Origin of the sequence: Bacillus thermozeamaize (assembly GCA_002159075.1) — a bacterium.
Taxonomy (GTDB): Bacteria; Bacillota; Bacilli; order ZCTH02-B2; family ZCTH02-B2; genus Bacillus_BB; species Bacillus_BB thermozeamaize.
The window spans coordinates 1-23,718 of sequence record LZRT01000090.1; the positions used below are offsets into that span (position 1 = coordinate 1).

Genomic DNA, 23,718 nt, shown 5'->3' on the forward strand with positions numbered 1-23,718 from the left:
CAATCGCTCGATTGAAGGCGGCATGAAGGGAAGGCAGCATGAAATCAAGGCAGCATGAAGGGGCTGACCCAAAAGTCTACGACTTGGGGCAGCCCCTTTTTCCTTGCCAGACGTTTTCGAGAAGCTCCATCTACTTGTTATCCAAAAAATATTTCTCCAGATCGTCGAGGATACCTGGCGCAGAACACGGACATCATCCTTCTGGACGAACCGACCACCTATTTGGACATGACCCATCAAATTGAGATTCTGGATTTGTTGTATGACCTGAACGAAAAAGAAAAATGCACCATCGTCATGGTGCTGCATGATTTAAACCTGGCTTGCCGCTATGCGCATCACATTGTCGCCATCCATCGAGGTTCCGTGTATGCCCAGGGCAAGCCGGAAGAGATTATTACGAGGGAATTGGTGCAAACGGTGTTCAATATGGATTGCCAAATTACGCCATGCCCATTGTATGGATTTCCGATGTGCATTCCTTACGGAAAAAGCCGTCAACCGATGCACGTGCCCTCATGACCCATTGCGATTCATTGCATGGCCAAAGATAAAGAAAAAGGCACCGCCGTCATGACGCTGCATGCATGAAGGACTGTTCTATAAAAATCTCCGGTGGCCCCGCTTTCCGTCATAGGTAAACAGCACGGGCCGCTCCTCGACCACCGTTTCAAGATGGATGGTCCGTCCCCAGAGGGTGTAGACATAGGGGAGCGTGCGTTCCACGTACTTCAGATCCAGCTCGATCCCTTCATATTGGTGTTTCAGGTAAAGCTCGCCATTTTTCAGGTAGTCCCCGTCTTCCACAACAATATAGGGGAATCCGCCGTTGACCTTGGCCGCCACCATCTGATCACGAACTTTTTCCCAGTCCTTTTCCACAATCATCCAATCATTGCCCACTTTTTGGTAAATGTAGAGATCCAGTTCCTCCACCAATTCTTTCGTCAGGTAGTTTCGCAAGAACGAAATGTCCGAGTCGATTTCACGAACCTCAAAAATTTTCTCCCGCCCTTTCCCCGGCTTTCTGCCGTACCTTTTTTGTTCCTCCTCTGTCGGCTCGTTCCAGCGCTTTTCAATATCCTCAAATATTTTTACACCCAGGTAATACGGATTGATCGTGTGCCGTGAGGGCTGTACCACCAAACTGTGCAGCTTGGCAAATTCGATCGTCTCTTCTTCCGTCAAATCCAGTTCCCGCATGATCCGCAAGTGCCAGTAGGTAGCCCAGCCTTCATTCATGATCTTGGTCTCAATTTGCGGCCAGAAATAGAGCATTTCATTCCGCACGATGGTCAGGATATCCCGCTGCCATTCGCTCAACTCGTGGCTGTGCTCCAAAATGAAGAGCAACAGATCTTTCTGCGGCTGTTCCGGAAAACGGCGTCGCCGCTCCTCCCGCGGCGTTTCTGGCGTCCCATCCAACTTCCATAGATCATCGTAAGGCGTGCGCGGCTTGGGCCGCTCTCCCCGCGAGCGCGTCTTCTCTTCCGGCGGGCGGCGCGGTGGTTTCACCAAGGAAGGGTCAATATGTTCCTGTATGGACATGGCGGCATCGAGAATCTTTTCCACTTCCTGTGATCCATATTCCATCTCATACTGGCGAATCCGTTCGGCAGATACGGCCATGCTTTCCACCATCTGCCGGTTGGTCTGGCTAAAACGGATGTTATTCTTGAAGAAGTCGCAATGGGCAATCACGTGGGCGGCAATCATTTTGTTCTGGATCAGGCTGTTGCCTTCCAGAAAAAAGGCATAGCACGGATCGTTGTTGATCACCAGCTCGTAAATGCGGCTCAGGTTCAAATCGTAGTCCATTTTCATGCGGTGAAAGGCTTTGCCAAAGCTCCAATGACTATATCTGGTCGGCATGCCGTATGCGCCAAAGGTATACAGCACATCGGCCGGCACAATCTCAAAACGCATAGGGTAAAAATCCAGACCAAACCCTCTGGCCACCTCGGCGATCTCCTCAATCGCCCGTTCAAACAGCTTGATCTCATCCTGTTTCACGCACACCCCTCCCTAGGCGACTGACCGTGGCCTGAAAAAAGATTTGAGGGCCTCGTAGACGTCTACCTTTTCGCGGATCAACACATGGACAAACTTCGGATCCTGAATCTGCCGATAGGCTGTCATCAGGGTGGAGTGCCGGTTGTATTGGTTCACTTCACCGTAGCCAAACATGTTGCTCCGTTCGATGATTTCCTTTACCAGCTTCACGCACCGCTCGTTATCGGAGGTCAAGTTGTCACCATCTGAAAAGTGGAACGGATAGATGTTGTACCGTTCGCTGGGATACCGCTCATCCATGATTTCCAGCGCCTTCCGGTAAGCGGACGAACAAATGGTTCCGCCGCTTTCACCGCGCGTGAAAAATTCCTCTTCGTTGACCTCTTTCGCCTCCGTGTGGTGCGCGATAAAAACGATTTCCACATTTTCATACTTGGTTCGCAAAAACCGAACCATCCAGAAGAAAAAAGTGCGCGCGATGTATTTTTCAAATGTGCCCATACTCCCGCTCGTGTCCATCATGGCGATGACTACGGCATTGGAATGGGGCAGCTCCACTTCCTCCCAGGTCTTGAAACGCAAGTCGTCGGGCGTGATCGCCCCGAGTCCCTTTCCGCCTTTTACCGCATGGCGTTTCATCGCCTCCAAGATCGTCCGTTTTTTGTCCAGATTCCCCATCAGCCCTTTTTTCCGCACATCGACAAACTGGATGTCCTCCGCCACCATTTGATCCTCTTCTTTGCGCTGCAGATTGGGCAGCTCCAGTTCCGCAAAAAGCATTTCTTCAATTTCATCCAGTGTCACTTCCGCTTCATAGTAATCCACGCCGGGCTGGTCCCCCGCGCCGCCATCCTGCCCTTGGCCAGGATGGCCATCCGCTTCTCTTGCGAGAATGTCGCCAACTTTTGATTTTCCGTTCCCTTGTCCGGTGTGTTTCTGCTTGTTGAAATTGTAGCGAAAGCGGTACTCCTCAAGCGAACGGATCGGGATTTTCACAATTTGCTTTCCATCCGACATGACAATACTTTCATCGCTGATCAGATCGGGCAGGTTTTTCTTAATGGCCTCCCGTACTTTCTCCTGATGACGCAATTGATCCTGGTATCCTTTTCGGTGGAGGGACCAATCGTCGCGTGAAACCGTAAACGGCGTTCGATTCACTTGCAATGCCCCCCTTGTTTAAGATTTGATAGGGAACGAAAAGCGACACCTCATCAGTGCCGCCAACCGGGATTCTTCATCTTTAACTTAACGGTTCAACAAACTGCCGACATAACGCAGCAACTCATTGGCACAGATGGGGCAATAGCCGTTTTCATCAATCAGTCGTGCCGTCACCTCGTTGATTTTTTTCAACTGGCTCTCATCCGGCGTCTTGGTGGAAGTGGTAATTTTGACCACATCCTTCAAATCGGCAAACAGCTTCTTCTCAATCGCTTCCCGCAGACGCTCATGTGAATTATAGTCAAACTTTTTCCCTTTTCGCGCATAGGCCGAGATGCGAATCAAAATTTCTTCCCGGAACGCTTTCTTCGCATTTTCCGAAATGCCGATTTGTTCCTCGATGGAACGCATCAGCTTTTCATCCGGATCAAGCTCCTCGCCAGTCAGGGGATCGCGAATTTTTGTCCAGTTGCAATAAGCCTCCACATTGTCCAGATAGTTTTCCAGAAGGGTCTTTGCTGATTCTTCATATGAATAAACAAACGCCTTCTGAACCTCTTTTTTCGCAAGTTCGTCGTATTCCTTACGGGCTAAAGCAATGAAGTTGAGATACTTTTCCCGCTCTTCCTTGGTAATGGAAGGGTGTTGATCCAAGCCGTCCTTCAAAGCGCGCAGCACATCCAAGGCATTGATGCATTCGGTGTCACGGCGAATCAAGGCGCTGGAGATCCGGTTGATCACATAACGCGGATCGATTCCGTCCATCCCCTCTTCCGGATATTCATTCCGCAGCTCTTCCACGTCGCTGTCCTTGAATCCTTCCACCGATTCGCCGTCGTACAGGCGCATCTTTTTAATCAGGTCCATCCCCTGCTTCTTGGAATCTTTCAAGCGCGTCAGGATCGAGAAGATGGCGGCGGCCAGCAGCGCATGCGGCGCGATGTGAACGTGGCCGAGGTCGCTTTGGCGAATCAGTTTCTCGTAGATCTTCTCTTCATCCGATACCCGCAGGTTGTAGGGAATCGGCATGACGATTATCCTTGACTGCAGGGCTTCATTTTTCTTGTTGCTGATGAACGCCTTGTACTCGGATTCGTTGGTGTGCGCAATGATGAGTTCATCCGCTGAGATCAAGGCGAAGCGGCCCGCCTTGAAGTTGCCCTCTTGTGTCAGCGATAAGAGATTCCAGAGAAATTTCTCGTCGCTTTTCAGCATTTCCTGAAACTCCATGATCCCCCGGTTGGCCTTGTTCAACTCCCCATCAAAACGGTAAGCTCTTGGGTCTGACTCCGAGCCGTATTCGGAGATTGTTGAAAAATCGATGCTCCCAGTCAGATCGGCAATGTCTTGGGACTTCGGATCCGAAGGGCTGAAGGTGCCGATCCCGATCCGCTGGCTTTCCGAGAGCAGCACCCGTTCAACCGGTACCTCCTCCACCCGCCAGTTGTATTCCTGCTCCACCATCAGGCGGCAATAGGGGCACAGCTCCCCCTCAATTTTCACTCCCAGCTCTTTTTCCACTTCCGGGCGCAACTCTGCGGGAACCAGATGAAGGGGTTCTTCATGCATCGGGCAGCCCTTGATTCCGTACAACGCCCCTTCATCGGTTCGTGAATAGGCCTCCAGTCCCCGTTTCAGGAGGTTGACAATCGTCGATTTTCCACCGCTGACCGGCCCCATCAGCAGCAAGATCCGCTTGCGGACGTCCAGTCGCATGGCCGCCGAGTGAAAATATTCTTCCACCAATCGTTCAATGGTCCGGTCCAAGCCAAAAATCTCTTTACTGAAAAACAGGTATCGGCGGTGGCCATTCACTTCCTCTATGCCTGCGCTGGCAATCATGTTATATACACGAGCGTGAGCAGTCTGGGCGACATTGGGATGATTTCTCACAATCTCCAGATACTCGGCAAATGTACCTTCCCATCTCAGCTTTTCTTCACGGCTCAGGTGTTCCTCGATACGTTTTAAGATATCCATAGAGCCTCCTCCCTTTTGGAAAGCAAACATACAACAAAGACATGTTCAATTCAGCAATGGAACGCATGACATTATTTGAAATTAAATTTTTATTTAAATTATCTTACCATGAAATCGATTCAGGTGTCGATAATTTAAATGTATTCGGTGGCGTGGGATATATTCTCCATCCTAAAAGAGGGCTTATAGTCGCGATTTTATTTATGATGTATGTTATATGTATGCAAAACCACTTGCAGAGTTACCCATGCCCACCGCTTCAAAAATAGATAAGGGTCAAAGAAAGGCTAAAAAACCAGAACAAAAAACCAAATGATCATCCCCAGATGGATCAACCCGCGAAACAAACTGCCTCCCAGAAACCCGACGACAGAAGCTGCCCCCACGCGGATCGCCTGCGTGATCTTCTGATGATGGAACAACTCGACCAACACAACCGCCAAAAAAGGTCCAAGCAACAAGCCGAAAGGCCCCAAAAGAAAAGGACCAAACATCACACCAAGGACAGCAGCCCAGAAGGAACCTCTCGAGCCTCCGTAGCGCTTCACGAAAAGGCCGCTGGATACATAATCAATCACAAAACTGAGAACAGTCAGGGCGAGCGTCGTCAGCCAGAACCCCCATCCCAAAGGAGCATCGCCGATAAAAAACTGATAAAGCAAAAATCCGGCCAGAATCAGGGGGGTGGATGGGATGATGGGCGCTGCCAAACCGACAAAGCTGGCCACAAACAGGAACAGGATGATTCCCCATACCAGCCACTCCATGCGGCATCCTCCTTCATATAAAAAGATCGGCGTAAAAGAAAAAAGCACCCACTGACGGGATGTTTCCCGACAGTGGATGTAACACCAACGGTTGTTAGACACCCTGCATCAACACTTGTTTCACGACGGGTCCGATCAGATCGGTTTCCACCAAAAATGCGTCGTGACCGAACGGCGAGCTGAACGTCAACATTTTTGTTCTTTTGTAAAGGCTTTTGAGCATCTGATACAAATTGCGGAGGTGGGAAATTTCATAGAGGAGATCTTCCTCCACACCGATCAACAACACCTCTGCCTGTATCACATTCAGCACTTCCGCAAGGCTGCCGCGATCCCGGCAAATATCGTGCGTGTCCATCGCTTTCAGCAGATAGAGGTAACTGTTGGCGTCAAAGCGCCGAACCAGTTTTTCCCCCTGGTATCGCAAGTAGCTTTCCACGGCATAGGTGGAATGAAAATCAAGTTCCCTTTGCGGTTCCTCACTCTGCTGCAGACGACGTCCAAACCGCTCCTCAAACAGTTCCGCCGTACGATAGCTGATCATGCCGACCGCACGGGCAATCGACAATCCCTTCACCGGTCCCGGGCCCGGATAGTATTCTCCGCCCTGCCAGGCCGGATCGCTCATGATCGCTTCCCGCGCCACATGGTTATACGCGATGGCCATGGGCGAAAAGCGGGCGGCTGTCGCAATGGGAATCAGACAGTCCATAAAGTCGGGGTAAAGGATCCCCCACTCCAGCACCTGCATTCCGCCCATCGAACCGCCAATCACACAGCGCAGCCGGGGAATGCCAAGTTGATCCAACAGCGCCTTCTGGGCGCGCACCATATCACGAATGGTGACTGTTGGAAAGCTCGTCGCATAAGGTCTTCCCGTTTTTGGGTTCAGGCTGGCCGGGCCGGTGCTGCCGCTGCAGCCGCCAAGCACGTTGGAACAGATGACAAAGTACTGGTCGGTATCCAGCCATTTTTCCGGCCCAACCAGGCCGTCCCACCACCCAGGGTGACCGGCAGTTCCTGAAACATGGGCATTTCCGGTTAACGCGTGACAGACCAACACGGCGTTGTCTTTTTTCTCGTTGAGCTGCCCGTAAGTTTCGTAGGCGATTTTCACTTCCGGCAAAACAGCCCCGTTTTCCATCTGAAAATCGCCGATATCGGCCAATTTCAGGCAGCCATCCACCTCTTCCCGCTCCTTAATTTTCAACACCGGCTTTCCATCCCCATGCTTCTTCACCTCTTCCATTGTTTCCAATCAAACCTGCTCATCAAGACACGCTATTGTTTGACTACGCCTGGCTCGCTTGCAAGGCCTGTTCCAAATCTGCCAAAATGTCTTCCACATGTTCGATTCCGATCGACAGACGGACCAGTTCCGGCGTCACCCCGGTGCTTAGCTGTTGTTCCGGCGTCAGTTGCTGGTGTGTGGTGCTGGCCGGATGAATGACCAACGACTTGGCGTCACCGACATTGGCCAGAAGTGAGAACAACTTGAGCGCATCGATAAACCGTTTCCCAGCCTCCAGCCCGCCACGAATTCCGAATGTCAGAATGGCGCCTTGCCCCTTGGGCAGGTATTTTTTCGCCAGCGCGTACGATTCACTAGAAGGCAACCCCGGGTAATTCACCCATTCCACCAGCGGGTGTTCCGCCAGATATTCGGCCACACGCTGGGCGTTTTCGCTATGCCGCTCCATCCGCAGGTGAATGGTCTCCAGGCCCTGCAAGAACAAAAATGCGTTGAAGGGGGAGATCGCCGCACCCAAATCGCGCAACAGCTGCACCCTCGCCTTGATGATATAGGCGGCCGCTCCCACATCGCGGGTGTAAGAGAGACCATGATAGCTCGGGTCTGGCTCTGTCAAGCCGGGAAACTTTCCGTTGTCCCAATTAAACTTGCCGCTGTCGACGATCACTCCGCCAATGGATGTGCCGTGCCCGCCGATGAACTTGGTTGCCGAATGCACTACGATATCCGCGCCGTGGTCAATCGGCCGCAAAAGGTATGGCGTGAGCGTGTTGTCGACGATCAGCGGAATGCCGGCCTCGTGGGCAATCTCGGCGACAGCCTCGATATCCAGTACATCCATGCGCGGATTGCCGACGGTTTCGGCATACAGCGCCTTCGTCCTCGGCGTGATCGCGCGCCGGAAATTTTCCGGATCGCGGCCATCCACAAAATGCACTTTAATACCCAGTTTCGGCAAGGTGGTGGAAAACAGGTTATAGGTTCCGCCATACAGGTTGGAGGAAGATACGATCTCGTCTCCGGCGCCTGCGATGTTGAAAATGGCGTAGCTAATCGCGGCCTGCCCCGACGAAGTAGCCAGAGCGCCGATGCCCCCCTCGAGAGCGGCGATGCGTTTTTCAAATACATCCTGCGTCGGGTTCATGATCCGGGTATAAATGTTTCCGGTCTCCTTGAGTGCAAAGAGATTGGCAGCGTGTTCCGCATTCCGGAATGCGTAGGAAGTGGTCTGATAGATCGGTACCGCTCGGGCACCGGTCGTCGGGTCAGGTTCTTGTCCCGCGTGTACAGCTATCGTTTCCAATTGCCATGCTTTGGTTTCCTCTGCCATGGTTTGAAGCCCCTCTCATCAAAGTTTCTTGGTTTCATCGTTTTCTCTATCGGGTTGTTTTAACAAAAAACCCTCTTCGTAAGAGAAGAGGGTTTTGTGTTCACTCTCTACTCTTATCTTCCAGAATCGTCTATGATTCTGCAGGAATTAGCACCTTGCAGCACGCGCTGCCGGTTGCCGGGTTTCATCGGGCCAGTCCCTCCACCGCTCTGGATAAGAGTGTGCTATTGTTAGATTGTCAAGGATTAACCTCATTATAAGAAGGGTTATGCCTGCTGTCAAGAAAAAACAATCTTCAGCGATCCAGCCGTACCCGGGCACCATGTACCAGGCTCAGGAGAATCACCAGCGAACCGCATACGATATGGACGACCAGAAGCCACCCGGGAAGTTCCGGTTCGATCATGCGCCAGATGCCTGTGGCCAACACCAGCATAAAAGCAAGACCGAGAACCATCCCGGAACGCTTCCATCGACCAAGACCGGCTTTGCGCAGGGAGGCCATCCCGTGAATCAGGATGGCGAGAAAAAAGGGAACGGAAATGAAAATCCCAATCCAAGCGTGAAAGGAAAGCGTTACGGGATACAACGGCCAAATCGAAAAAGGCGGTAAAAACAACAAGATGCCACTGGCAGCAGCGATCAATGTGACGACGATCAATCCCTTCAGCAGATGCCTGGCCTGCATGGAAGAGGCCGTTTCCTTCCGTGCATTCGGCTCCAGCTTCATCCAACTCCTCCTGTCGGTTTGCGCGAACGGGCCTCCTTCTTCAATCGGGCACGCTCCTCCTCCACGTCCACATATCCCTCCCAGAGCGTGTAATCTTCCGGACCTGGGTTGCCGAGGACGGAAATGACCCCTTCATCATCCAGCATGTTCTGATACTCAGCCCGCAAGTTGCTGTCCACAACGCCCCGTTCCTCTCCATACAGGTCGGTGACCAAAAAACCCTCAATCTCCTCCACATATCCCCGCGCCTCGTCCGCTTCAATGTCCTCTTCGTTGACCCCGACAAGTTCATTATATCTGGCCACATCCTGCCATGCATCCTCCGTATCGTAAAACGTGGCATCCTCCCGCCCGTCTTGCGGATCATCGTCATAGCGGCCAAACGCTTCACGAATCACGCTCTCCTCAACTGGCCGGGACTCCGAAACGTGCTGGTGGGCATGTTTTACACAGGTGGTCGTTGTCGGTATCGCTTCCAGCCGCTCCAGCGGAATCATCTGGCGGCAAACCTCACACCGCCCGTACCAGCCTTCCCGAATCGCTTCCAAGGCGCGCTGAATGTCCCGGATCTCATTTTCCACATGTCGCTTGAGCGCCAGATCTTTGCCTCGTTCAAACCACTCACTGCCTTGATCAGCAGGGTGATTATCCACGTTGGACAATTCTCCCAGCGACTCCTTGGCCATCGCCCGGTTTAAGCCAAAGTTCTCATTCTTTTCCAGTTGATTTTCGGCAGCATCCAATCGTTCCAACAGGGTCTGTCTGAAGCGTTCCAGATGTTCCTTTGACAGCAAGTGAAAGCCTCCTCGTCAGCAGCAATGTTTTGGCGTATAGTATAAACAGTCGTCATGATTTGGATTCAGAGCGATTCCGATTGTTTGATGGAGGTTTTTGGAGAATCCGGCCCCTCCTCAACGTGAAGCACCAACGCCGGCAGGGACAGACGGCGGGCTTCCTCCACGCTGATTTTATCCGCTGCCGGGAGAAGGCGCAGACACTCGTCAATATATTGCAGGACGATCTCCAGATTGACATCCCAATAGCGGGGACGGTACGGCTGAAGATAAGCTTGCGCCGACTGAAAAAGGCGCCGCGCGCCAATCACGTTCCCATTCTGGATATGATGGATGGCCACAGCCATTTGCAATAACCCCTGCAAAAATTTGTTGCTCCGATCTTCCATCCATAGCTCCTCCAGAAGATCGTGGCAGGCGTAATATTCCCCCTGATTGAACTGTTCAAAAAACCGGTAATACAGGTCAGGGTAACGCTTTGCCACTTTTGATACCTCCTCTCCGCCAAAAACAAAAAACAGGAAACAGGAATCTCGAAAAACAGATAGACGTTTCCCTCGACACACTATAAAATAGTCTGCAGGAAAGGACGATCAGGATGGACTTATTGTACAATTTTCCGTTATGGGCGGCATTAACCGCCATCTGTTTCGCCCAGACGATCAAGGTCCTGCTCCATTGGCTGGCTTTGCGTGAATGGAACTGGCACTTGCTGTTCAGCACAGGGGGAATGCCCAGTTCCCATTCCGCCGCAGTCGTCGCCTTGACCACTGCCGTCGGAATGCAGGAAGGGCTTGATTCCCCCCTGTTTGCCATCAGTGCCATCTTCAGCGTGATCACCATGTTTGATGCGGCAGGAGTCCGGCGCCATGCCGGCGAACACGCCGCAATCCTGAACCAGCTGCTAGAGGAACTGAAAGACATCAGCGAAATTGACTGGAGCCACCCTGAAAAGGGACAAGAAAAATTGAAAGAGCTGCTTGGCCACAAGCCCACGGAAGTGTTTGCCGGCGGCTGGCTGGGATTGTTTACAGCCCTAGCCGTGCATGCCTGGTCGCCTTTTTAACACCGTTATAAATTATCTGTTGAAGAATGGCAATATCGAGGTGATGTACAGATGCGGATTGTCTCCCTCTGCCCGAGCAATACGGAATTGCTTGTGGCGTTGGGCTTGTGGGATGACGTGGTCGGGGTGGATGACGACTCCGACTGGCCACCTGCGGTCAACACCAAACCCAGGGTCGGCCGTGACTTGAACATTGATGCCGAAAAAGTGGCTGCCCTGCAGCCGGATTTGGTCGTCGCTTCACTCAGCGTACCGGGCATGGAGAGAAACATTGAAGAACTGGAACGGCTGGGCCTCCCCTATATCATCCTGAATCCCCAACACATCGACGAGATAGCGGACAATTTCCGTCTTTTGGGAAGCGCTTGTGGCGTGCCGGCGCGCGGACAAGAGGAAGCGGACAAATTTTTGCGGAAACTGGAAACCATCGCCTCCCGCACGACCCATGTCACATACCGCCCTACCCTCTATTGGGAATGGTGGCCCAATCCGGTGTACACCCCCGGAAGGGATAACTGGTTGACGGACATCAGCCGGCTCGCCGGAGGGGAAAACCTGTTCGCAGAAGTGCCGACAGATAATGTGAAAACGGATCACGCAAGTGTCGCCGCGAAGGATCCGGACTTTGTATTGATTGTTTGGTGCGGAGTCCCCATCGAAAAGATCAAAAAGGAGAAAATCACGGGACGTCCCGAATGGGATCAAATGTCAGCCGTTCGAAACAATCGGGTGCATATTTTGCAAGAAGGATACTATTGCCGCCCATCGCAACGGCTGCTGACCGGGCTGGAAGCGTTGGTCAACCTGATTCACCCGGAATTGTAGGAGCATCAACCGGAACCGACTTGGCACGGCGGTTCAATTCATCCAACATCTCTTCCGTAACCTTTCCGTCTCCCCGCTGGACCAGATAAACCTGCACCTCTTTTTTTCCCCACTCGTCATAAATTTCCTCCACGGTTTCATAATACAAATCGATCAAACGGCCACGGATGGCTGAACCGGTATCTGCCACGACACCGTAACCGTAACCGGGAATATAGAGAATCGTGCCCATGGGAAACACATTGGGATCAGCGGCGATCGTCGAATACACATCCCTCCGTACCCGTACACCGGACGCAGTAATGCCATAGGCTGGATGGTCCGGTGTTTTTCCTGTCGATTCCACACCCGCCGTATAACCAGTTGCCGTCACTCGCACGGTGGGCAGGCCCTTCACCTGCTCCATGACATACTGCGGCTCCTTGACCGTTTCCAGGGTCAAAGCCGGGGCAGACAGGTTCTGACTCTGACGCACGTCGCGTTTAAGCGCCGGTCTTTGGACGGGCTCCTCCACCTGCGTTGCGAGGGGAAACATCCATATGCCTTCAGCGATCAAAACGTGCAGCCAGCATCCACATCCCAATATGAGAAAGAACAATGTTCGTTTTGCCAAATGGGGCACGAACCCCCCACCTCCGCAATCAAGACCATTCGTCTCGCCTCGTGGTAAAACCGAGCATAGCTTTCCCTGATTGCGGAAAAACATGCGCCCATGACGTACCGCTCATTGCCGATCTGATTCTTTGCAAAGGCCGCCAAATCTGATAGACTTAAGGTAACGTACACAACCGCATACATTAGTTTGGCACGCGGGAGCTGGGTAACATGGTCCGGCTGAGAGGATGCTGCCTGAAGCATCGACCGTAAGAACCTGTACTGGATAATGCCAGCGTAGGGAGAGGAAGCCAACATCGGAGTGGATGCCGATGAGAAAGGCAGATCTGTACACCGCTGGTCCATGCGGTGTTTTTTATTGTTTCCGGAGGAGAGATGAAGGGTGAAACAGTTCATGCCCGCTCTGATGGATAGGCCCGTACTGCTGGTAATCAGTGACGGCACAGGGGAATATGCCCGTCTGCTGCGCATCGCCTCCGAGCTTGCGCCGGTCATCGACGGTTTCATCCTGCGGGAAAAGCATTGGACAGCCCGCCAAATGTGGGAGTGGGGAGAAGAGCTCTTGCGCTCCGGTTTTCCCCGCCACAAACTGATCATCAACGATCGGCTGGACGTAAGCTTGGCCCTCGCCGCAGGCGGGGTGCAAATCACCTCCCACAGTGTGCCCCTGGCTGCGCTGAAGCCACATCTATCCCAAGAAATGGCTGCCGGCGTCTCGGTCCATTCACTGTCGGAAGGACTTGAAGCGGCAACATCCGGAGCGCAGTGGGTTCTTTTTGGGCACATTTTCCAAACCCCTTCCAAGCCAGGGCTTCCCGGACATGGCACGGCCGTCCTGAAAAACATGGTCGATCAACTTCCCGTTCCAGTCATTGCCGTTGGCGGCATCACGCCTGACAACGCCGCGCAGGTGCTGGCTACCGGTTGCGCCGGCATCGCAGTCATCTCCGCTGTCATGTCCGCTTCAAAACCGCTTCAAGAAGCCATGGCCCTGAAAGAACAGATCGCCCGTTTTGCGGATAAACCGGCCCATAATGACGATTCATGACAAAGGAGGGTCAGTTGTGCTTCTTTACATTAACGGACAAAGCCGCGAGATCCCTTCAGAGGTGGATACCGTTCAAAGATTGCTTGATCATCTGAACATCGGAAAAAAGATTCTCATCGTCCAGCACAACGAGGAAATTCTGAAACGAGAAAACTACGCATCCGCTCCGCTCCGGGAGGGTGACAGAATCGAAATTGTCCACTTTGTCGGAGGTGGCTGACCGGCACCTTCGCTCCAAGATCTTAGGAATAGGAATAGGAATACAAATGCCAAAAGGAGGTTTTACCAGCATGGACCTATGGCAGATCGGTCCTTATACGTTTCGCTCCCGCTTCCTGCTAGGAACGGGAAAATTTTCGTCGCTGGAGGTTCAAGCCAAAGCGGTCGAGGCCTCACAGGCGGAAATTCTCACCTTTGCCGTCCGCAGACTCAACCTGGACAAACCCGATGAACCCAATTTTTTGGAAATGCTGGATCTATCCAAGTACAAGCTCCTGCCCAATACGGCAGGGGCCACCACGGCAGAAGAAGCGGTTCACATCGCCCGCCTGGCCCGCGCATCCGGCCTTTCCGAAATGATCAAAGTGGAAGTGATCGGCGATCCGAAATACCTGCTCCCCGATCCAATCGCCACGCTGGAAGCCACCCGCCAGCTCGTCCGCGAAGGGTTTATCGTTCTGCCCTACTGTTCGGACGATCCCGTCCTGGCGAAAAAACTGGAGGAAGCAGGCGCTGCCGCCGTCATGCCCGGCGCCTCTCCCATCGGTACCGGTCTGGGGATTCTCAACTCTTACAACCTGCAAGTGATTCGCGAGCAGGCACGGGTTCCGGTGATCGTGGATGCCGGCATCGGCTCACCGGCCGACGCCGCGCTGGCCATGGAACTGGGAGCCGACGCGATCCTTCTCAACACAGCCGTCTCGCAAGCAGCCGATCCTGTTCTCATGGCCGAAGCCATGCGTGATGCGATCATTGCCGGACGCAAAGGTTACCTGGCCGGTCGCATCCCCAAAAAAGCCGTCGCCTCTGCCTCCAGTCCTACATCAGGCCTCCCGTGGGGAACAGCCGCAAAAGCGGAATAAGCGGAACATAATAACGGAATATTAATAAATAGAAAGAGGGCACCCCAAGGCAGATAACGCCACTGCGGAATGCCCTCTTTTTATGGCCTTGCGGCAACCTATTCGATTAAGCATGCTGAAGGGCCTTTTTCGGCTTCCGGTCCTCTCTTGAGAAATGAGCGGACTGTTCCTTGCGCGGCAAGGCCAGCAGGCGGCTCATATCCACGTTTCCTCCGCTGACGACGACGGCCACCTTTTTACCCTTCAGTCCAGGACAGCGGTTGTTCAACAGGGCGGCAACGCCGACCGCTCCCGCTCCTTCCACCAGGTTTTTATTTCTCTCCAACAAGAGCCACATGGCCTCGCTGATCTCCTCTTCCGTCACGGTGATGACATCATCCACCACTTTTTGGATGAGCGAAAAAGTCAGTTCTCCGGGCGTCTTCACGGCCAGACCATCGGCAATCGTCTGAATCGAGGAGAGCGTGGTCCGTTGCCCATTCTTCAGCGACAGAACCGTTGAAGGGGAACCGGCCGGCTGTACGCCGATCACTTTCATCTGGGGCTGGATCGCCTTGACAGCCACACCAATCCCCGCAATCAAACCGCCACCGCCAATGGGCACCAAAATGGCGTCCAAATCCATGCGCTCTTGCAAAATTTCCAATGCAATCGTACCTTGGCCAGCTATCACGTGCGGATGGTTAAATGCATGAACAAAGGTAGCTCCAGTCAGCCGGCAATACTGCATCGCATATTCGTACGCGTCATTGTATGTGGTCCCCCGCAGCAACACTTTGGCCCCATATCCTTCCGTCGCCTCAATCTTGGACTGGGGAGCCTTCTCCGGCATCACAACGGTGGCCGGAATGCCAAAGAGAGAAGCAGACAGGGCAACACCCTGCGCATGATTGCCTGCCGATGCTGCAACCACTCCTTTGGCCCGCTCTTCAGGGGCAAGGTGGGCAATCATGTTGTAGGCGCCACGAATTTTAAACGCGCCTGTTCGCTGCAGATTTTCCAGTTTCAGGTACACCTCACTGCCGCTCCAGAGGCTGAACGTTTTCGAATAGACAAGCGGCGTCCGGTGTACCACTTCGCTTACCACATTTAACGCGTCAACCACATCGCTGTATTGAACCAAATCCCCATCATGCATCACCTCACCAGTCCTTCTCTCAAAGTCAAAAACCTCTCATCCCCAAGGGACGAGAGGTTCCCGTGTTACCACCCTTCTTCCAGCAATAGCTGGCACTCATTTTGAGGCGTCGCCCGCCTCACTCCTGTAACGGGGAGTCCCGGAAAAACCTACTGGCCTCACGCGTTCGGTTTTCATCTCACAGGTGATCTTCACGGATGGCCACTTGCCGGATTCCCACCCCCACCGGCTCTCTGCGAAGCTCAACCATCCGTTACTCTCCTGCTCATCGATTCTGCTCCGTCATGCACTTTTCTTTACAATCAGGATATGGCATTCAACAGCAATCTTATCACAATTACATGTGCAAATCAATTCATGGCCCATCTAAAACATGCGAAACCCCCGCAGACGAAGCGTCTTGATGACGATGCCGCTGAGCACGCAACCTGCCAAACCGGCAAACAAAATGACCCAATCCACCAGTGCAAAACGCCCCTGCGTCTTGAAGAAGAAAAGATAAGCCACAACGCCCAGGTAAAGCAGGATCGGCAGCCAGGTCGTTTTCGCCAGCATGTTGAGAATAAAACCAATCCCAAACGCCAGAAGCATGAACAACGGAATGGATATGACAAACTGTGCGATATTCATCCGTTCACCTCTGGCATCAGAACTTTCCCTTTTTCAAAACCAGGGACAGGCCGCCAATCATGAACAGGGAACGGTTGTCCACCACTTTTTTCATAAAGGCCGCCGACGATCCAAACAGCTTCCGCTTGCCGATCATGCCAATTCCTTCTCCTTTTCCAAGAGAAGCGATAGTGCCGCGATGACGGTATTGAAATGGTTCCATCCGGGAGCCTCGCAGCAAGGCCACGAGATTGTTTGCCAAAGCTTTCCCCTGCTGTGTCGCCATCTGGGCGGTGGGTGGGTAAGGACGTCCTTCGCCATTAAAGATCAGTGAACAATCCCCGATGACAAACACATTCTCCATTCCAGGAGCGCGCAGGTATTCGTCCACCTTGACCCGTCCCCGCATCGTCTCGATGCCGCTGTTCTCCACAATCGCATTGCCGCGCACGCCGCCCGTCCAGATCACGGTTCCCGCCTTGATTTCGCGCCCGTCGCCGAGGATGACCCCCTCCGGTGTGCACTCCTTGATCGGAGTGTTAATCAAAAAGGTCACCCCTTTGTTTTCAAGCACCTTGACCGCATATTCCACCAGCTCGGGATCAAAGCCGGGCAGCGCCTGAGGGGCCGCCTCAATGTTGTAAATCTTGACCAGCTCACGATCCACATCATACTCGCGGCAAAGCTCGGGCACCCGATCCGCCAGCTCTCCGACAAACTCGATTCCTGTAAACCCGGCCCCACCGACGATAAACGTCAGAAGTTCCAACCGCTCCGGTTCATTGGCATATTTTGCGAACATATATTCTATATGCTGGCGAATCATGCGCACCGTATTGATGTTCCGGATGCCGTAAGCATAATCCAGGAGACCTGGTATGCCAAACGTTTCTGGGGCGCTCCCCAGTGCAATCACGAGGTAATCGTAATCCAAAGACTCGCCGTTTTCCAGTTCCACCTGCTGGGATGGCAGGTTAATCGCAGCTACCCTGCCTTGGACAAAGCGAATTTTGTTCTCATTCAAGAGGCTCTTTATCGGCACCCTTACCCGATTGTGATGGTAAGTACCCGCCGCCGGCATGTGGAGTTCAGTGGTAAAATAATGGTAGCTGTTTTCGTTGACCAGCGTGACGTCCGCTTCATTGTAGTGCAGTTTTTTCTGCAACGTGACGGCCGTCATGATCCCACCGTAGCCACCACCGAGGATCAGTATTTTTGCCACGATTCACGCATCCTTTCCTGCGAGGTACAGCTCCGTCCCAAAATCAGGATAAATCCTTTATCATGATATGCTTTTCCCGGCGATTTTTCAAGGCAAGCATAGGAAAATACCTTTCTTCGATCAATTTCTCTTACACACGCTTTTTTAAGGGGTTTATTAAATAACACCGGCAGTTTATAATGTACAAGGTTGCCGTTTTCGAAAGGTTCTTCGGGGGTGAAGTGATGGTCGAATTGGTAGAAACTGATTTGAAACATGTAGACGAGAAGGTGTATGACATCACCATTATCGGCGGTGGACCGACAGGACTGTTTGCCGCTTTTTATGCCGGCATCAGGAACTGCAGCGTCAAACTGATCGAAAGCCTTCCCCAATTGGGCGGCCAGTTGGCAGCACTTTATCCGGAAAAATACATCTATGACGTAGCCGGATTCCCACGTATCCGCGCACAGAAACTGGTGGATCAATTGATCGAGCAGATGAACCTGTTTCATCCTACAGTATGTCTGAATGAACGCGTCCTGGAACTGGAAAAACAGGAGGACAATACCTTTCGCCTAACCACGAATCGCGGCGTTCACTTCAGCAAAGCGATCATCATTACGGCGGGAGTTGGCGCCTTCGAACCGCGCAAGTTGCCCCTGGACAACATCGAGCATTTTGAGAAGACCAATCTCTTTTATTTTGTCCAAGATCTGAACGCATTTAAGGATAAGAAAGTATTGGTAGCAGGCGGCGGGGATTCGGCAGTGGATTGGGCCCTCATGCTGGAGCCTGTCGCTCAGGAAGTGACCCTGGTACACCGTCGCGACACGTTTCGGGCCCATGAACACAGCGTCGAGAACCTGAAAAAATCGTCTGTCCGCATTTTGACGCCAAAAGAAATCACGGCGCTGGAAGGCGAGACGGAGATTCAAAAGGTTCACCTCATCGACAACAAGACCAAGGAAACAAACGTGATCGAAGTGGACGCGGTAATCGTCAATTTCGGTTTCGTTTCTTCACTGGGTCCCATCAAAAACTGGGGATTGGAAATTGAGGGCGGCTCCATCAAGGTGAATTCACGGATGGAAACCAACATACCGGGCATCTATGCAGCCGGTGACATCGTCACCTATCCAGGAAAAATCAAGCTGATCGCGACAGGCTTTGGCGAGGCACCCACGGCAGTCAGCAATGCCAAACAATACATTGACCCGAGCGCCCGCCTGCAACCAGGCCACAGCAGCAATCTCAACCTCTGAAGCCAGGGACAAAAATTCAAGGGCTGCCCCTTTCGTCGCTTGACGTTTGGGACAGCCCCATCATCTCATGATTTGACGGTCAGCAATGTTCAGGCTGGCCGGCATCCTCTTTAGTCCGGAAAGAATGACCGCATCCACAAGTGCTGATGGCATTGGGGTTATGGATCGTAAAGCCGCCACCCATCAGATTCTCCTTGTAGTCGATTTCGACCCCCTGAAGATATTTCGCGCTGTGTGAATCCACCAACACGCGAACCCCATGCTGCTCAAACTCGGTATCATCCTCGCGTTTTTGGTCGTCGAATCCCATTCCATACGAGAACCCGCTACAACCGCCAGCCTGAACCCCGATGCGCAAATACAGATCCGGGTTTCCGTCTTTTTCCATCATTTCCTTGATTTTATTGCATGCCGGTTCGGTCAGTGTCAGCATTCCAGACACCCTCCTTTCGCTTCAACAGTCGTTCTCCAAAAGAGCTGATTGCATTGGCAAGAAGCGGTTTACATCTTGTCAGTTGCATTTTGTATAATATAGTATACGCCTCATGTTTGAGACTGACAAGTGCGCAAGGGCAAATAATAATTGGATTTGAAAACAAAGATGGATTATAATAAAAATAAATCGCGAAAGGAGTTGGGAGTAATGGAGCAAACCAAAAACCCGACCATCGAAGAACAGGTTCAGGAAGTACTGGATAAACTGCGTCCTTTCATCCAAAGGGATGGTGGCGATATTGAGCTGGTTGCCGTCGAAGATGGCGTTGTAAAGGTGCGTCTCATGGGCGCTTGCGGAAGCTGCCCGGCCTCTACCATCACGCTGAAAGCAGGCGTAGAGCGGGCACTGATGGAAGAAGTGCCTGGAATCGTGGAAGTGGAGCAAGTGCTGTAATAAACAAGGTTGGTCCCCGAAAAATTCCCGCCTCATTGCCAAAATGAGGCGGGATGATTTTTTACACGTAATGGCCTTTTGCGCGACTGCCTTTTGCACGCATTGTTAATTAGGCGTTTGGAACAGTCCCTTTCCGTTTCCACCGGGACTCGTAATGCGCCGCAATGTAGTCCAAGCTGAGAGGATAGACACGATCCTGCAGGATGTGGCTAAACGTTTTTCCATCAACAGGATGGGGCGGTACATCAAACAGCCGAATCTGATCCGTCTCAAATCCTTTTGGCAATGGTTCGAGCCGCAAAACCTCCGCATAATAAATGTTTTTGGTCAACCGGAAGCGTTCGCTCTCAAGGGAATATTGGCCAATCCATTGCAATCCCTTGAGAACGGCCCCCGACTCCTCATACACCTCGCGGACGGCGGCTGCCATCGGATGTTCACCCTTTTCCACCTTGCCCCCCGGCAATTCCCAGCCTCTTGTCTGATGATGAACCATCAGCAAGCGATGATTGTAACTGGGAAAGATCAGGACGTGCCTGGCTGCCTCTGCTTCTACATGCTGCAAGTCAAAGGTCAACTGAATCATCCCGCCTCCTGCAGCTGGAAAACGGAGCACGCTCATCACCCTTTCGTCCGAAGCTCGCGCCGGTTACTTGCCTGGATGCGCCGAAAAGGTAAACATGCAATGAGTTGCTCCTTGAGCGATGCATTGAACCTGTTGAACCGGCCTGCCGAGAAGGCGTTCAAACAGACTGACTTCATTTTGACAGGCTAGTGGAAATTGCTTCGCGATCCGAGCGATCGGGCAGTTATATTCCTTAATAACGTACTGCTCCCCTTGTTTCTCCCACTTGACCATATAACCTTTCTTATCCTGCAGTCCCGCCAGCTGCTGGACCTTTTCGTCAAGATCCTCTCCGCTCACGTGGTCCTGGTATTGCTGATACAGTCTCTCTTCCCGCCGCGCAAACAGCTGCTGAACGGCTTCAGGTCCTTTTAATGCTTCCAAATCCTCAATGATTTCCAAGGCAAAGGTGGGGTACGCTTTTGGAAAGAGATCGTCTGCCTTCTCTGTCAGAAAATAGACCCGACTTGGACGTCCCATCGACTGCCTGACCAAGTGGGAAGAAAGATAGTGATCCCGCTCAAGATTATTCAAATGGCGTCGTACTGCCATTTCCGTAATGCCAAGTTCCTGTGCGATTTCCCCCACAGAAAGATACGGACGATTCTTCAGCAGGTATAAAATTTCTTCACGTGTACTGCCGATACCCACCGTCACCTCGGTTCACCCTCTTCAAGAAACGGTTCATTACTGTTATTGTACTGAAAAGGAGGAGATAAGTAAACTTCGCCCTTATTTCACTTGGATTTGTCGCTTTTTTTGTTTCCGTTGGGCCTGCCAAAGAATCAAACACCCCAGCAGCATCATGACACCTGCAGACCACATGAAGGCAGCTTGGGGCGTGTGAGCAACCAGCCCAATCATAAAGGAACCGATCATCACACCGATGGAATAAAACGCATAAAAAAGCCCGAACGCCTTGCCCCGGTCGCTGTCGGGAACATGTTCCACCAACAACTTGGTCATTGACGGAAAGAGGAAACCAAAACCAATCCCATAAACCCCCATCGCAACAAACAACGGCACCATTTGTGCCAAATAAGCGAGCCCCAGTTCGGAAACGGCAATGACAGCCATGCCGGACAACATCGTCTTTAAAGGATCCATTCGATCAAAGAGGCGATTTGTGGGCAACAAGAAAATCAGGATGGCAACCAAACCGAAGGTGCTCATCAAAAGCCCGGCCGCCGACCGGTTCAACCCCAACCATTCCGTCTTCAAGGGAAGCATGTACGAAAGAACCCCAATGCTGTAAGTCAGCCCGAAAGCCCCCAAACAAGCTTGTGTGACATATGGGTTTCGGAACAGTTTCGCCCAGTCCACTTTGTCCGGAAATCTCCGGACCATCTCTTTCTTTTTTGGCTCATGTCCCGCTTGAGCCGATCTGGAAAAAATCGCCCAACATAAAAAGGCGCTCACCAGCATCAGCGCAGCTACAAACCAAAATACTGCGTCATAGCCCAGTCTGGCTCTCAAGATCCCGCCCAACGCCGGACCAATGACAGCCGCCACGCCCACAGCCGCTCCGGAAACGGCCATATTTCTCCCCTGTTCTCCCCGCTGCGCCCGCCATGAGGCAAGGGTAAAGGCGCTTGGCACCAGCAAGCCCGCGGCAAATCCGTGGAGCAAACGGACAATGATCAGATCAAAGGGCTTTTGCGCCAAGGAATACAGCGCCAAAAAAAATGCCGACGCCGCCATCCCAATAACCAATACACCATTGGCTCCATGACGATCGATCCATTTTCCCGCCATGACGTTACCGAGCAGATTGGCCAACGAATAGGCGCCAATCACAAAGCCGATCGCCACCGGGCCTGCCCCCAGTTGTTGGGCATAGGGGCTAATGACCGGCAGCGGCACAAACAGATCCAGGAATGAAACGACAATCAACAGATACACGATCCATGCCATACGGATCATCCTAGAACAATTCCTCTGCCAAAAAGGAACGAATATAGGATGGAAAAGAAGGAGCAATCTGTACAGCCAGGCGCAAAGCCTGTTCCAGTTCCTGAATCGTCACATCCAAATAATTCCTTACCAGACGGCTGCGAAAGGCAACCAATTCTCCCAGCCGTTCACCGTATGCTGCAGAGAAAGCGCCTTCCTGCGCCAATATTTCCACCATATCCCGGTAGCTTCCCGGATCGCGTAACATGAAGCCGTCAATGACGAGCGAACTGACATCCGTGATCGCCTCCGCCAGGAGGTAAAGGAGTCGTTCGGCCGCCAGGCGAATCACCGGTTCGTTCAGGTTCGCTTCCTTCGAATCTGACAGGAGGTTCAGTATGGGCAGTTGGGCCTCAATATACTGCAAATGCCGCTCAATTTTTTCCACATCGACATGGTAAAGCACCGATTGTCCCTACCTCCACTCGACAGCGGTGATACGAACCCCTTCCTTGAGTTCCTGATCCGACAGCCTGTACAGTTCATCCAGAAAGGCCATCTGAAAACTGCCGGGTCCCTGGGCACGAGCCACAGCAACCTCGGCGGCCAGGCCGTAGTAAGCCAATGCGGAGGCAGCAGCCAGCACTTCATCCTGCTCCACCGCGGTAAACGCGGCCACCGCGCCGGTGGCAAGGCATCCCGTACCGGTGACCAGGCCCAACATCGGAACACCATTTTCTACTGTTAATACCCCGCTTTTTCCGGCGACGACATCCACTGGACCTGTCACCGCTACCGTAATGCCGAGCATCTTGAAAGCATCTTTTGCTAACTGGATGCGGTTTCCATGCTCTCCTACCGAATCCACTCCCCTGCTTTCCCAAGCCAAACCTGTCAAGGCAGCCACTTCTGCGGCGTTTCCCCGTACCGTTGTAATCGAAACTTGTTCCAGAATCCGTTTTGCCGCTTCAAGCCGATACCTGGTCGTCCCCGCTCCTACCGGATCGAGCAGCACAGGAATACCCCGCCGGTTGGCTTCCCGTCCTGCCAGCACCATCGCCTCTACCTCATCCGCCGTCAGCGTGCCGATATTCAGGACCAGGGCATTTGCCAGCCGGACCATTTCTTCGACTTCTTCATGGGCATACGCCATCACTGGAGAAGCACCCATCGCCAGGGTGCCGTTGGCTGTAAAATTGGTAACCACCACATTGGTGATGTGTTGGATCAAAGGAACTTGTTCCCGCACCTTGTTCCTCAGCTCGGCAACACGTTTTCCAAAACCGTTTTCCATGACGTGACAGGCCCCTTCTCCGTTACATTCTGTAACATCTTATCACAACCGTTTTTTGGCTGTCAAAAACACGCATCTCATATATAATTAAGGATTAAGGACGACATCCGTTTATTATGAACTAACCAGGATAACCAA

At 52.5% G+C, this 23,718-nt stretch carries 25 protein-coding genes, 2 pseudogenes and 2 other annotated features; of the genes and pseudogenes, 8 read left to right on the forward strand and 19 right to left on the reverse strand.

Translation table 11 applies throughout. The features are described from left to right. Positions 1–174: 174 nt before the first annotated feature. Positions 175–522, forward strand: a pseudogene (locus BAA01_06645) (ABC transporter). 78 nt (positions 523–600) lie between these two features. On the opposite strand, the gene BAA01_06650 reads toward BAA01_06645, so the two are convergent. The 9 genes from BAA01_06650 to BAA01_06690 form a co-directional block, all read right to left on the reverse strand. Then, positions 601–2,013: a stage V sporulation protein R gene (locus BAA01_06650; protein OUM86425.1), complete on the reverse strand. Its 1,413-nt coding sequence runs from the start codon at positions 2,011–2,013 to the stop codon at positions 601–603. A 12-nt stretch (positions 2,014–2,025) separates the two neighbouring features. After that, the gene (locus BAA01_06655; protein ID OUM86426.1) at positions 2,026–3,174 is read right to left on the reverse strand and encodes a sporulation protein YhbH; all 1,149 of its coding nucleotides are present in this window, start codon (positions 3,172–3,174) and stop codon (positions 2,026–2,028) included. 87 nt (positions 3,175–3,261) lie between these two features. Further along, complete coding sequence (locus BAA01_06660; GenBank protein OUM86427.1) at positions 3,262–5,157, reverse strand: protein prkA; 1,896 nt, start codon at positions 5,155–5,157, stop codon at positions 3,262–3,264. A gap of 287 nt (positions 5,158–5,444) precedes the next feature. Further along, positions 5,445–5,924, reverse strand: a complete 480-nt coding sequence (locus BAA01_06665; GenBank protein OUM86428.1) for a hypothetical protein — start codon at positions 5,922–5,924, stop codon at positions 5,445–5,447. 94 nt (positions 5,925–6,018) lie between these two features. Then, positions 6,019–7,068, reverse strand: a complete 1,050-nt coding sequence (locus BAA01_06670; GenBank protein ID OUM86486.1) for a homoserine O-acetyltransferase — start codon at positions 7,066–7,068, stop codon at positions 6,019–6,021. A gap of 148 nt (positions 7,069–7,216) precedes the next feature. Further along, positions 7,217–8,506, reverse strand: coding sequence for an O-acetylhomoserine aminocarboxypropyltransferase (locus BAA01_06675; GenBank protein ID OUM86429.1), 1,290 nt, complete (start codon positions 8,504–8,506; stop codon positions 7,217–7,219). Positions 8,507–8,616: 110 nt separating this feature from the next. After that, positions 8,617–8,726: a binding site (SAM riboswitch class I), on the reverse strand. Between the two features lie 75 nt (positions 8,727–8,801). Next, positions 8,802–9,236 (reverse strand): hypothetical protein, encoded by a 435-nt coding sequence (locus tag BAA01_06680; protein OUM86430.1) that lies wholly within the window; start codon positions 9,234–9,236, stop codon positions 8,802–8,804. Next, the gene (locus BAA01_06685) at positions 9,233–10,030 is read right to left on the reverse strand and encodes a hypothetical protein (GenBank protein OUM86431.1); all 798 of its coding nucleotides are present in this window, start codon (positions 10,028–10,030) and stop codon (positions 9,233–9,235) included. Before BAA01_06685 ends, BAA01_06680 begins: the two co-directional genes overlap by 4 nt. A 65-nt stretch (positions 10,031–10,095) precedes the next feature. After that, positions 10,096–10,515 carry a hypothetical protein gene (locus BAA01_06690; protein ID OUM86432.1) on the reverse strand — a complete coding sequence of 140 codons (420 nt, stop codon included), beginning with the start codon at positions 10,513–10,515 and terminating at the stop codon, positions 10,096–10,098. 113 nt (positions 10,516–10,628) lie between these two features. On the opposite strand from BAA01_06690, the gene BAA01_06695 reads away from it, so the two are divergent. After that, a complete protein-coding gene (locus BAA01_06695; GenBank protein OUM86433.1) occupies positions 10,629–11,096 on the forward strand; it encodes a hypothetical protein in 468 nt (155 codons plus the stop codon). Positions 11,097–11,147: 51 nt separating this feature from the next. Next, entirely contained in the window at positions 11,148–11,921 is a 774-nt protein-coding gene (locus BAA01_06700) for a cobalamin-binding protein (GenBank protein OUM86434.1), read from the forward strand. On the opposite strand, the pseudogene BAA01_06705 reads toward BAA01_06700, so the two are convergent. Next, positions 11,896–12,306 (reverse strand): annotated as a pseudogene (locus BAA01_06705) (hypothetical protein). The gene BAA01_06700 and the pseudogene BAA01_06705 overlap by 26 nt on opposite strands. 414 nt (positions 12,307–12,720) lie before the next feature. Beyond that, positions 12,721–12,836: a binding site (TPP riboswitch), on the forward strand. A gap of 106 nt (positions 12,837–12,942) precedes the next feature. Between BAA01_06705 and BAA01_06710 the strand changes: the two are divergent. The 3 genes from BAA01_06710 to BAA01_06720 all read left to right on the forward strand — a co-directional run bounded on the left by BAA01_06710 (position 12,943) and on the right by BAA01_06720 (position 14,666). Beyond that, positions 12,943–13,584, forward strand: a complete 642-nt coding sequence (locus BAA01_06710) for a hypothetical protein (protein OUM86487.1) — start codon at positions 12,943–12,945, stop codon at positions 13,582–13,584. 16 nt (positions 13,585–13,600) lie between these two features. Further along, positions 13,601–13,804 carry a thiamine biosynthesis protein ThiS gene (locus tag BAA01_06715; GenBank protein ID OUM86435.1) on the forward strand — a complete coding sequence of 68 codons (204 nt, stop codon included), beginning with the start codon at positions 13,601–13,603 and terminating at the stop codon, positions 13,802–13,804. 70 nt (positions 13,805–13,874) lie between these two features. Beyond that, complete coding sequence (locus tag BAA01_06720; protein OUM86436.1) at positions 13,875–14,666, forward strand: thiazole synthase; 792 nt, start codon at positions 13,875–13,877, stop codon at positions 14,664–14,666. Positions 14,667–14,772: 106 nt separating this feature from the next. On the opposite strand, the gene BAA01_06725 is transcribed toward BAA01_06720, so the two are convergent. From BAA01_06725 to BAA01_06735, 3 genes are all read right to left on the reverse strand, one after another. Continuing rightward, positions 14,773–15,804 (reverse strand): threonine ammonia-lyase, encoded by a 1,032-nt coding sequence (locus BAA01_06725; protein OUM86437.1) that lies wholly within the window; start codon positions 15,802–15,804, stop codon positions 14,773–14,775. Positions 15,805–16,170: 366 nt separating this feature from the next. Then, positions 16,171–16,434, reverse strand: coding sequence for a hypothetical protein (locus BAA01_06730; protein OUM86438.1), 264 nt, complete (start codon positions 16,432–16,434; stop codon positions 16,171–16,173). A gap of 16 nt (positions 16,435–16,450) precedes the next feature. Then, complete coding sequence (locus BAA01_06735; GenBank protein OUM86488.1) at positions 16,451–17,593, reverse strand: NADH dehydrogenase; 1,143 nt, start codon at positions 17,591–17,593, stop codon at positions 16,451–16,453. Between the two features lie 266 nt (positions 17,594–17,859). On the opposite strand from BAA01_06735, the gene BAA01_06740 reads away from it, so the two are divergent. Continuing rightward, positions 17,860–18,879, forward strand: coding sequence for a ferredoxin--NADP(+) reductase (locus BAA01_06740; protein OUM86489.1), 1,020 nt, complete (start codon positions 17,860–17,862; stop codon positions 18,877–18,879). 79 nt (positions 18,880–18,958) lie between these two features. Here BAA01_06740 and BAA01_06745 read toward each other — a convergent pair whose 3' ends face one another. Beyond that, positions 18,959–19,321 (reverse strand): hypothetical protein, encoded by a 363-nt coding sequence (locus tag BAA01_06745; GenBank protein ID OUM86439.1) that lies wholly within the window; start codon positions 19,319–19,321, stop codon positions 18,959–18,961. 201 nt (positions 19,322–19,522) lie between these two features. Here BAA01_06745 and BAA01_06750 point away from each other — a divergent pair, with 201 nt between their 5' ends. Further along, positions 19,523–19,768 carry a hypothetical protein gene (locus BAA01_06750; GenBank protein ID OUM86440.1) on the forward strand — a complete coding sequence of 82 codons (246 nt, stop codon included), beginning with the start codon at positions 19,523–19,525 and terminating at the stop codon, positions 19,766–19,768. 109 nt (positions 19,769–19,877) lie between these two features. Here BAA01_06750 and BAA01_06755 read toward each other — a convergent pair whose 3' ends face one another. The 5 genes from BAA01_06755 to BAA01_06775 form a co-directional block, all read right to left on the reverse strand. Beyond that, positions 19,878–20,354, reverse strand: coding sequence for a hypothetical protein (locus tag BAA01_06755; protein OUM86441.1), 477 nt, complete (start codon positions 20,352–20,354; stop codon positions 19,878–19,880). Positions 20,355–20,417: 63 nt separating this feature from the next. Further along, positions 20,418–21,050, reverse strand: a complete 633-nt coding sequence (locus BAA01_06760; GenBank protein OUM86442.1) for a hypothetical protein — start codon at positions 21,048–21,050, stop codon at positions 20,418–20,420. A 75-nt stretch (positions 21,051–21,125) separates the two neighbouring features. Then, entirely contained in the window at positions 21,126–22,307 is a 1,182-nt protein-coding gene (locus BAA01_06765; GenBank protein OUM86490.1) for a hypothetical protein, read from the reverse strand. Positions 22,308–22,317: 10 nt separating this feature from the next. Then, on the reverse strand, positions 22,318–22,752 hold the full coding sequence (locus BAA01_06770) for a hypothetical protein (GenBank protein OUM86443.1): 435 nt from the start codon (positions 22,750–22,752) through the stop codon (positions 22,318–22,320). 9 nt (positions 22,753–22,761) lie between these two features. Beyond that, positions 22,762–23,580: a hydroxyethylthiazole kinase gene (locus BAA01_06775; GenBank protein OUM86444.1), complete on the reverse strand. Its 819-nt coding sequence runs from the start codon at positions 23,578–23,580 to the stop codon at positions 22,762–22,764. Positions 23,581–23,718 lie beyond the last annotated feature (138 nt).

Coding starts and splice junctions, on each gene's coding strand:
- BAA01_06660 (OUM86427.1), bottom strand. CDS start 5,157: ATGGATATCTTAAAACGTATCGAGGAACACCTGAGCCGTGAAGAAAAG.
- BAA01_06665 (OUM86428.1), bottom strand. CDS start 5,924: ATGGAGTGGCTGGTATGGGGAATCATCCTGTTCCTGTTTGTGGCCAGC.
- BAA01_06670 (OUM86486.1), bottom strand. CDS start 7,068: ATGGAAAACGGGGCTGTTTTGCCGGAAGTGAAAATCGCCTACGAAACT.
- BAA01_06675 (OUM86429.1), bottom strand. CDS start 8,506: ATGGCAGAGGAAACCAAAGCATGGCAATTGGAAACGATAGCTGTACAC.
- BAA01_06680 (OUM86430.1), bottom strand. CDS start 9,236: ATGAAGCTGGAGCCGAATGCACGGAAGGAAACGGCCTCTTCCATGCAG.
- BAA01_06695 (OUM86433.1), top strand. CDS start 10,629: ATGGACTTATTGTACAATTTTCCGTTATGGGCGGCATTAACCGCCATC.
- BAA01_06700 (OUM86434.1), top strand. CDS start 11,148: ATGCGGATTGTCTCCCTCTGCCCGAGCAATACGGAATTGCTTGTGGCG.
- BAA01_06710 (OUM86487.1), top strand. CDS start 12,943: ATGGATAGGCCCGTACTGCTGGTAATCAGTGACGGCACAGGGGAATAT.
- BAA01_06720 (OUM86436.1), top strand. CDS start 13,875: ATGGACCTATGGCAGATCGGTCCTTATACGTTTCGCTCCCGCTTCCTG.
- BAA01_06725 (OUM86437.1), bottom strand. CDS start 15,804: ATGCATGATGGGGATTTGGTTCAATACAGCGATGTGGTTGACGCGTTA.
- BAA01_06730 (OUM86438.1), bottom strand. CDS start 16,434: ATGAATATCGCACAGTTTGTCATATCCATTCCGTTGTTCATGCTTCTG.
- BAA01_06735 (OUM86488.1), bottom strand. CDS start 17,593: ATGACGGCCGTCACGTTGCAGAAAAAACTGCACTACAATGAAGCGGAC.
- BAA01_06740 (OUM86489.1), top strand. CDS start 17,860: ATGGTCGAATTGGTAGAAACTGATTTGAAACATGTAGACGAGAAGGTG.
- BAA01_06750 (OUM86440.1), top strand. CDS start 19,523: ATGGAGCAAACCAAAAACCCGACCATCGAAGAACAGGTTCAGGAAGTA.
- BAA01_06755 (OUM86441.1), bottom strand. CDS start 20,354: ATGATTCAGTTGACCTTTGACTTGCAGCATGTAGAAGCAGAGGCAGCC.
- BAA01_06765 (OUM86490.1), bottom strand. CDS start 22,307: ATGGCATGGATCGTGTATCTGTTGATTGTCGTTTCATTCCTGGATCTG.
- BAA01_06775 (OUM86444.1), bottom strand. CDS start 23,580: ATGGAAAACGGTTTTGGAAAACGTGTTGCCGAGCTGAGGAACAAGGTG.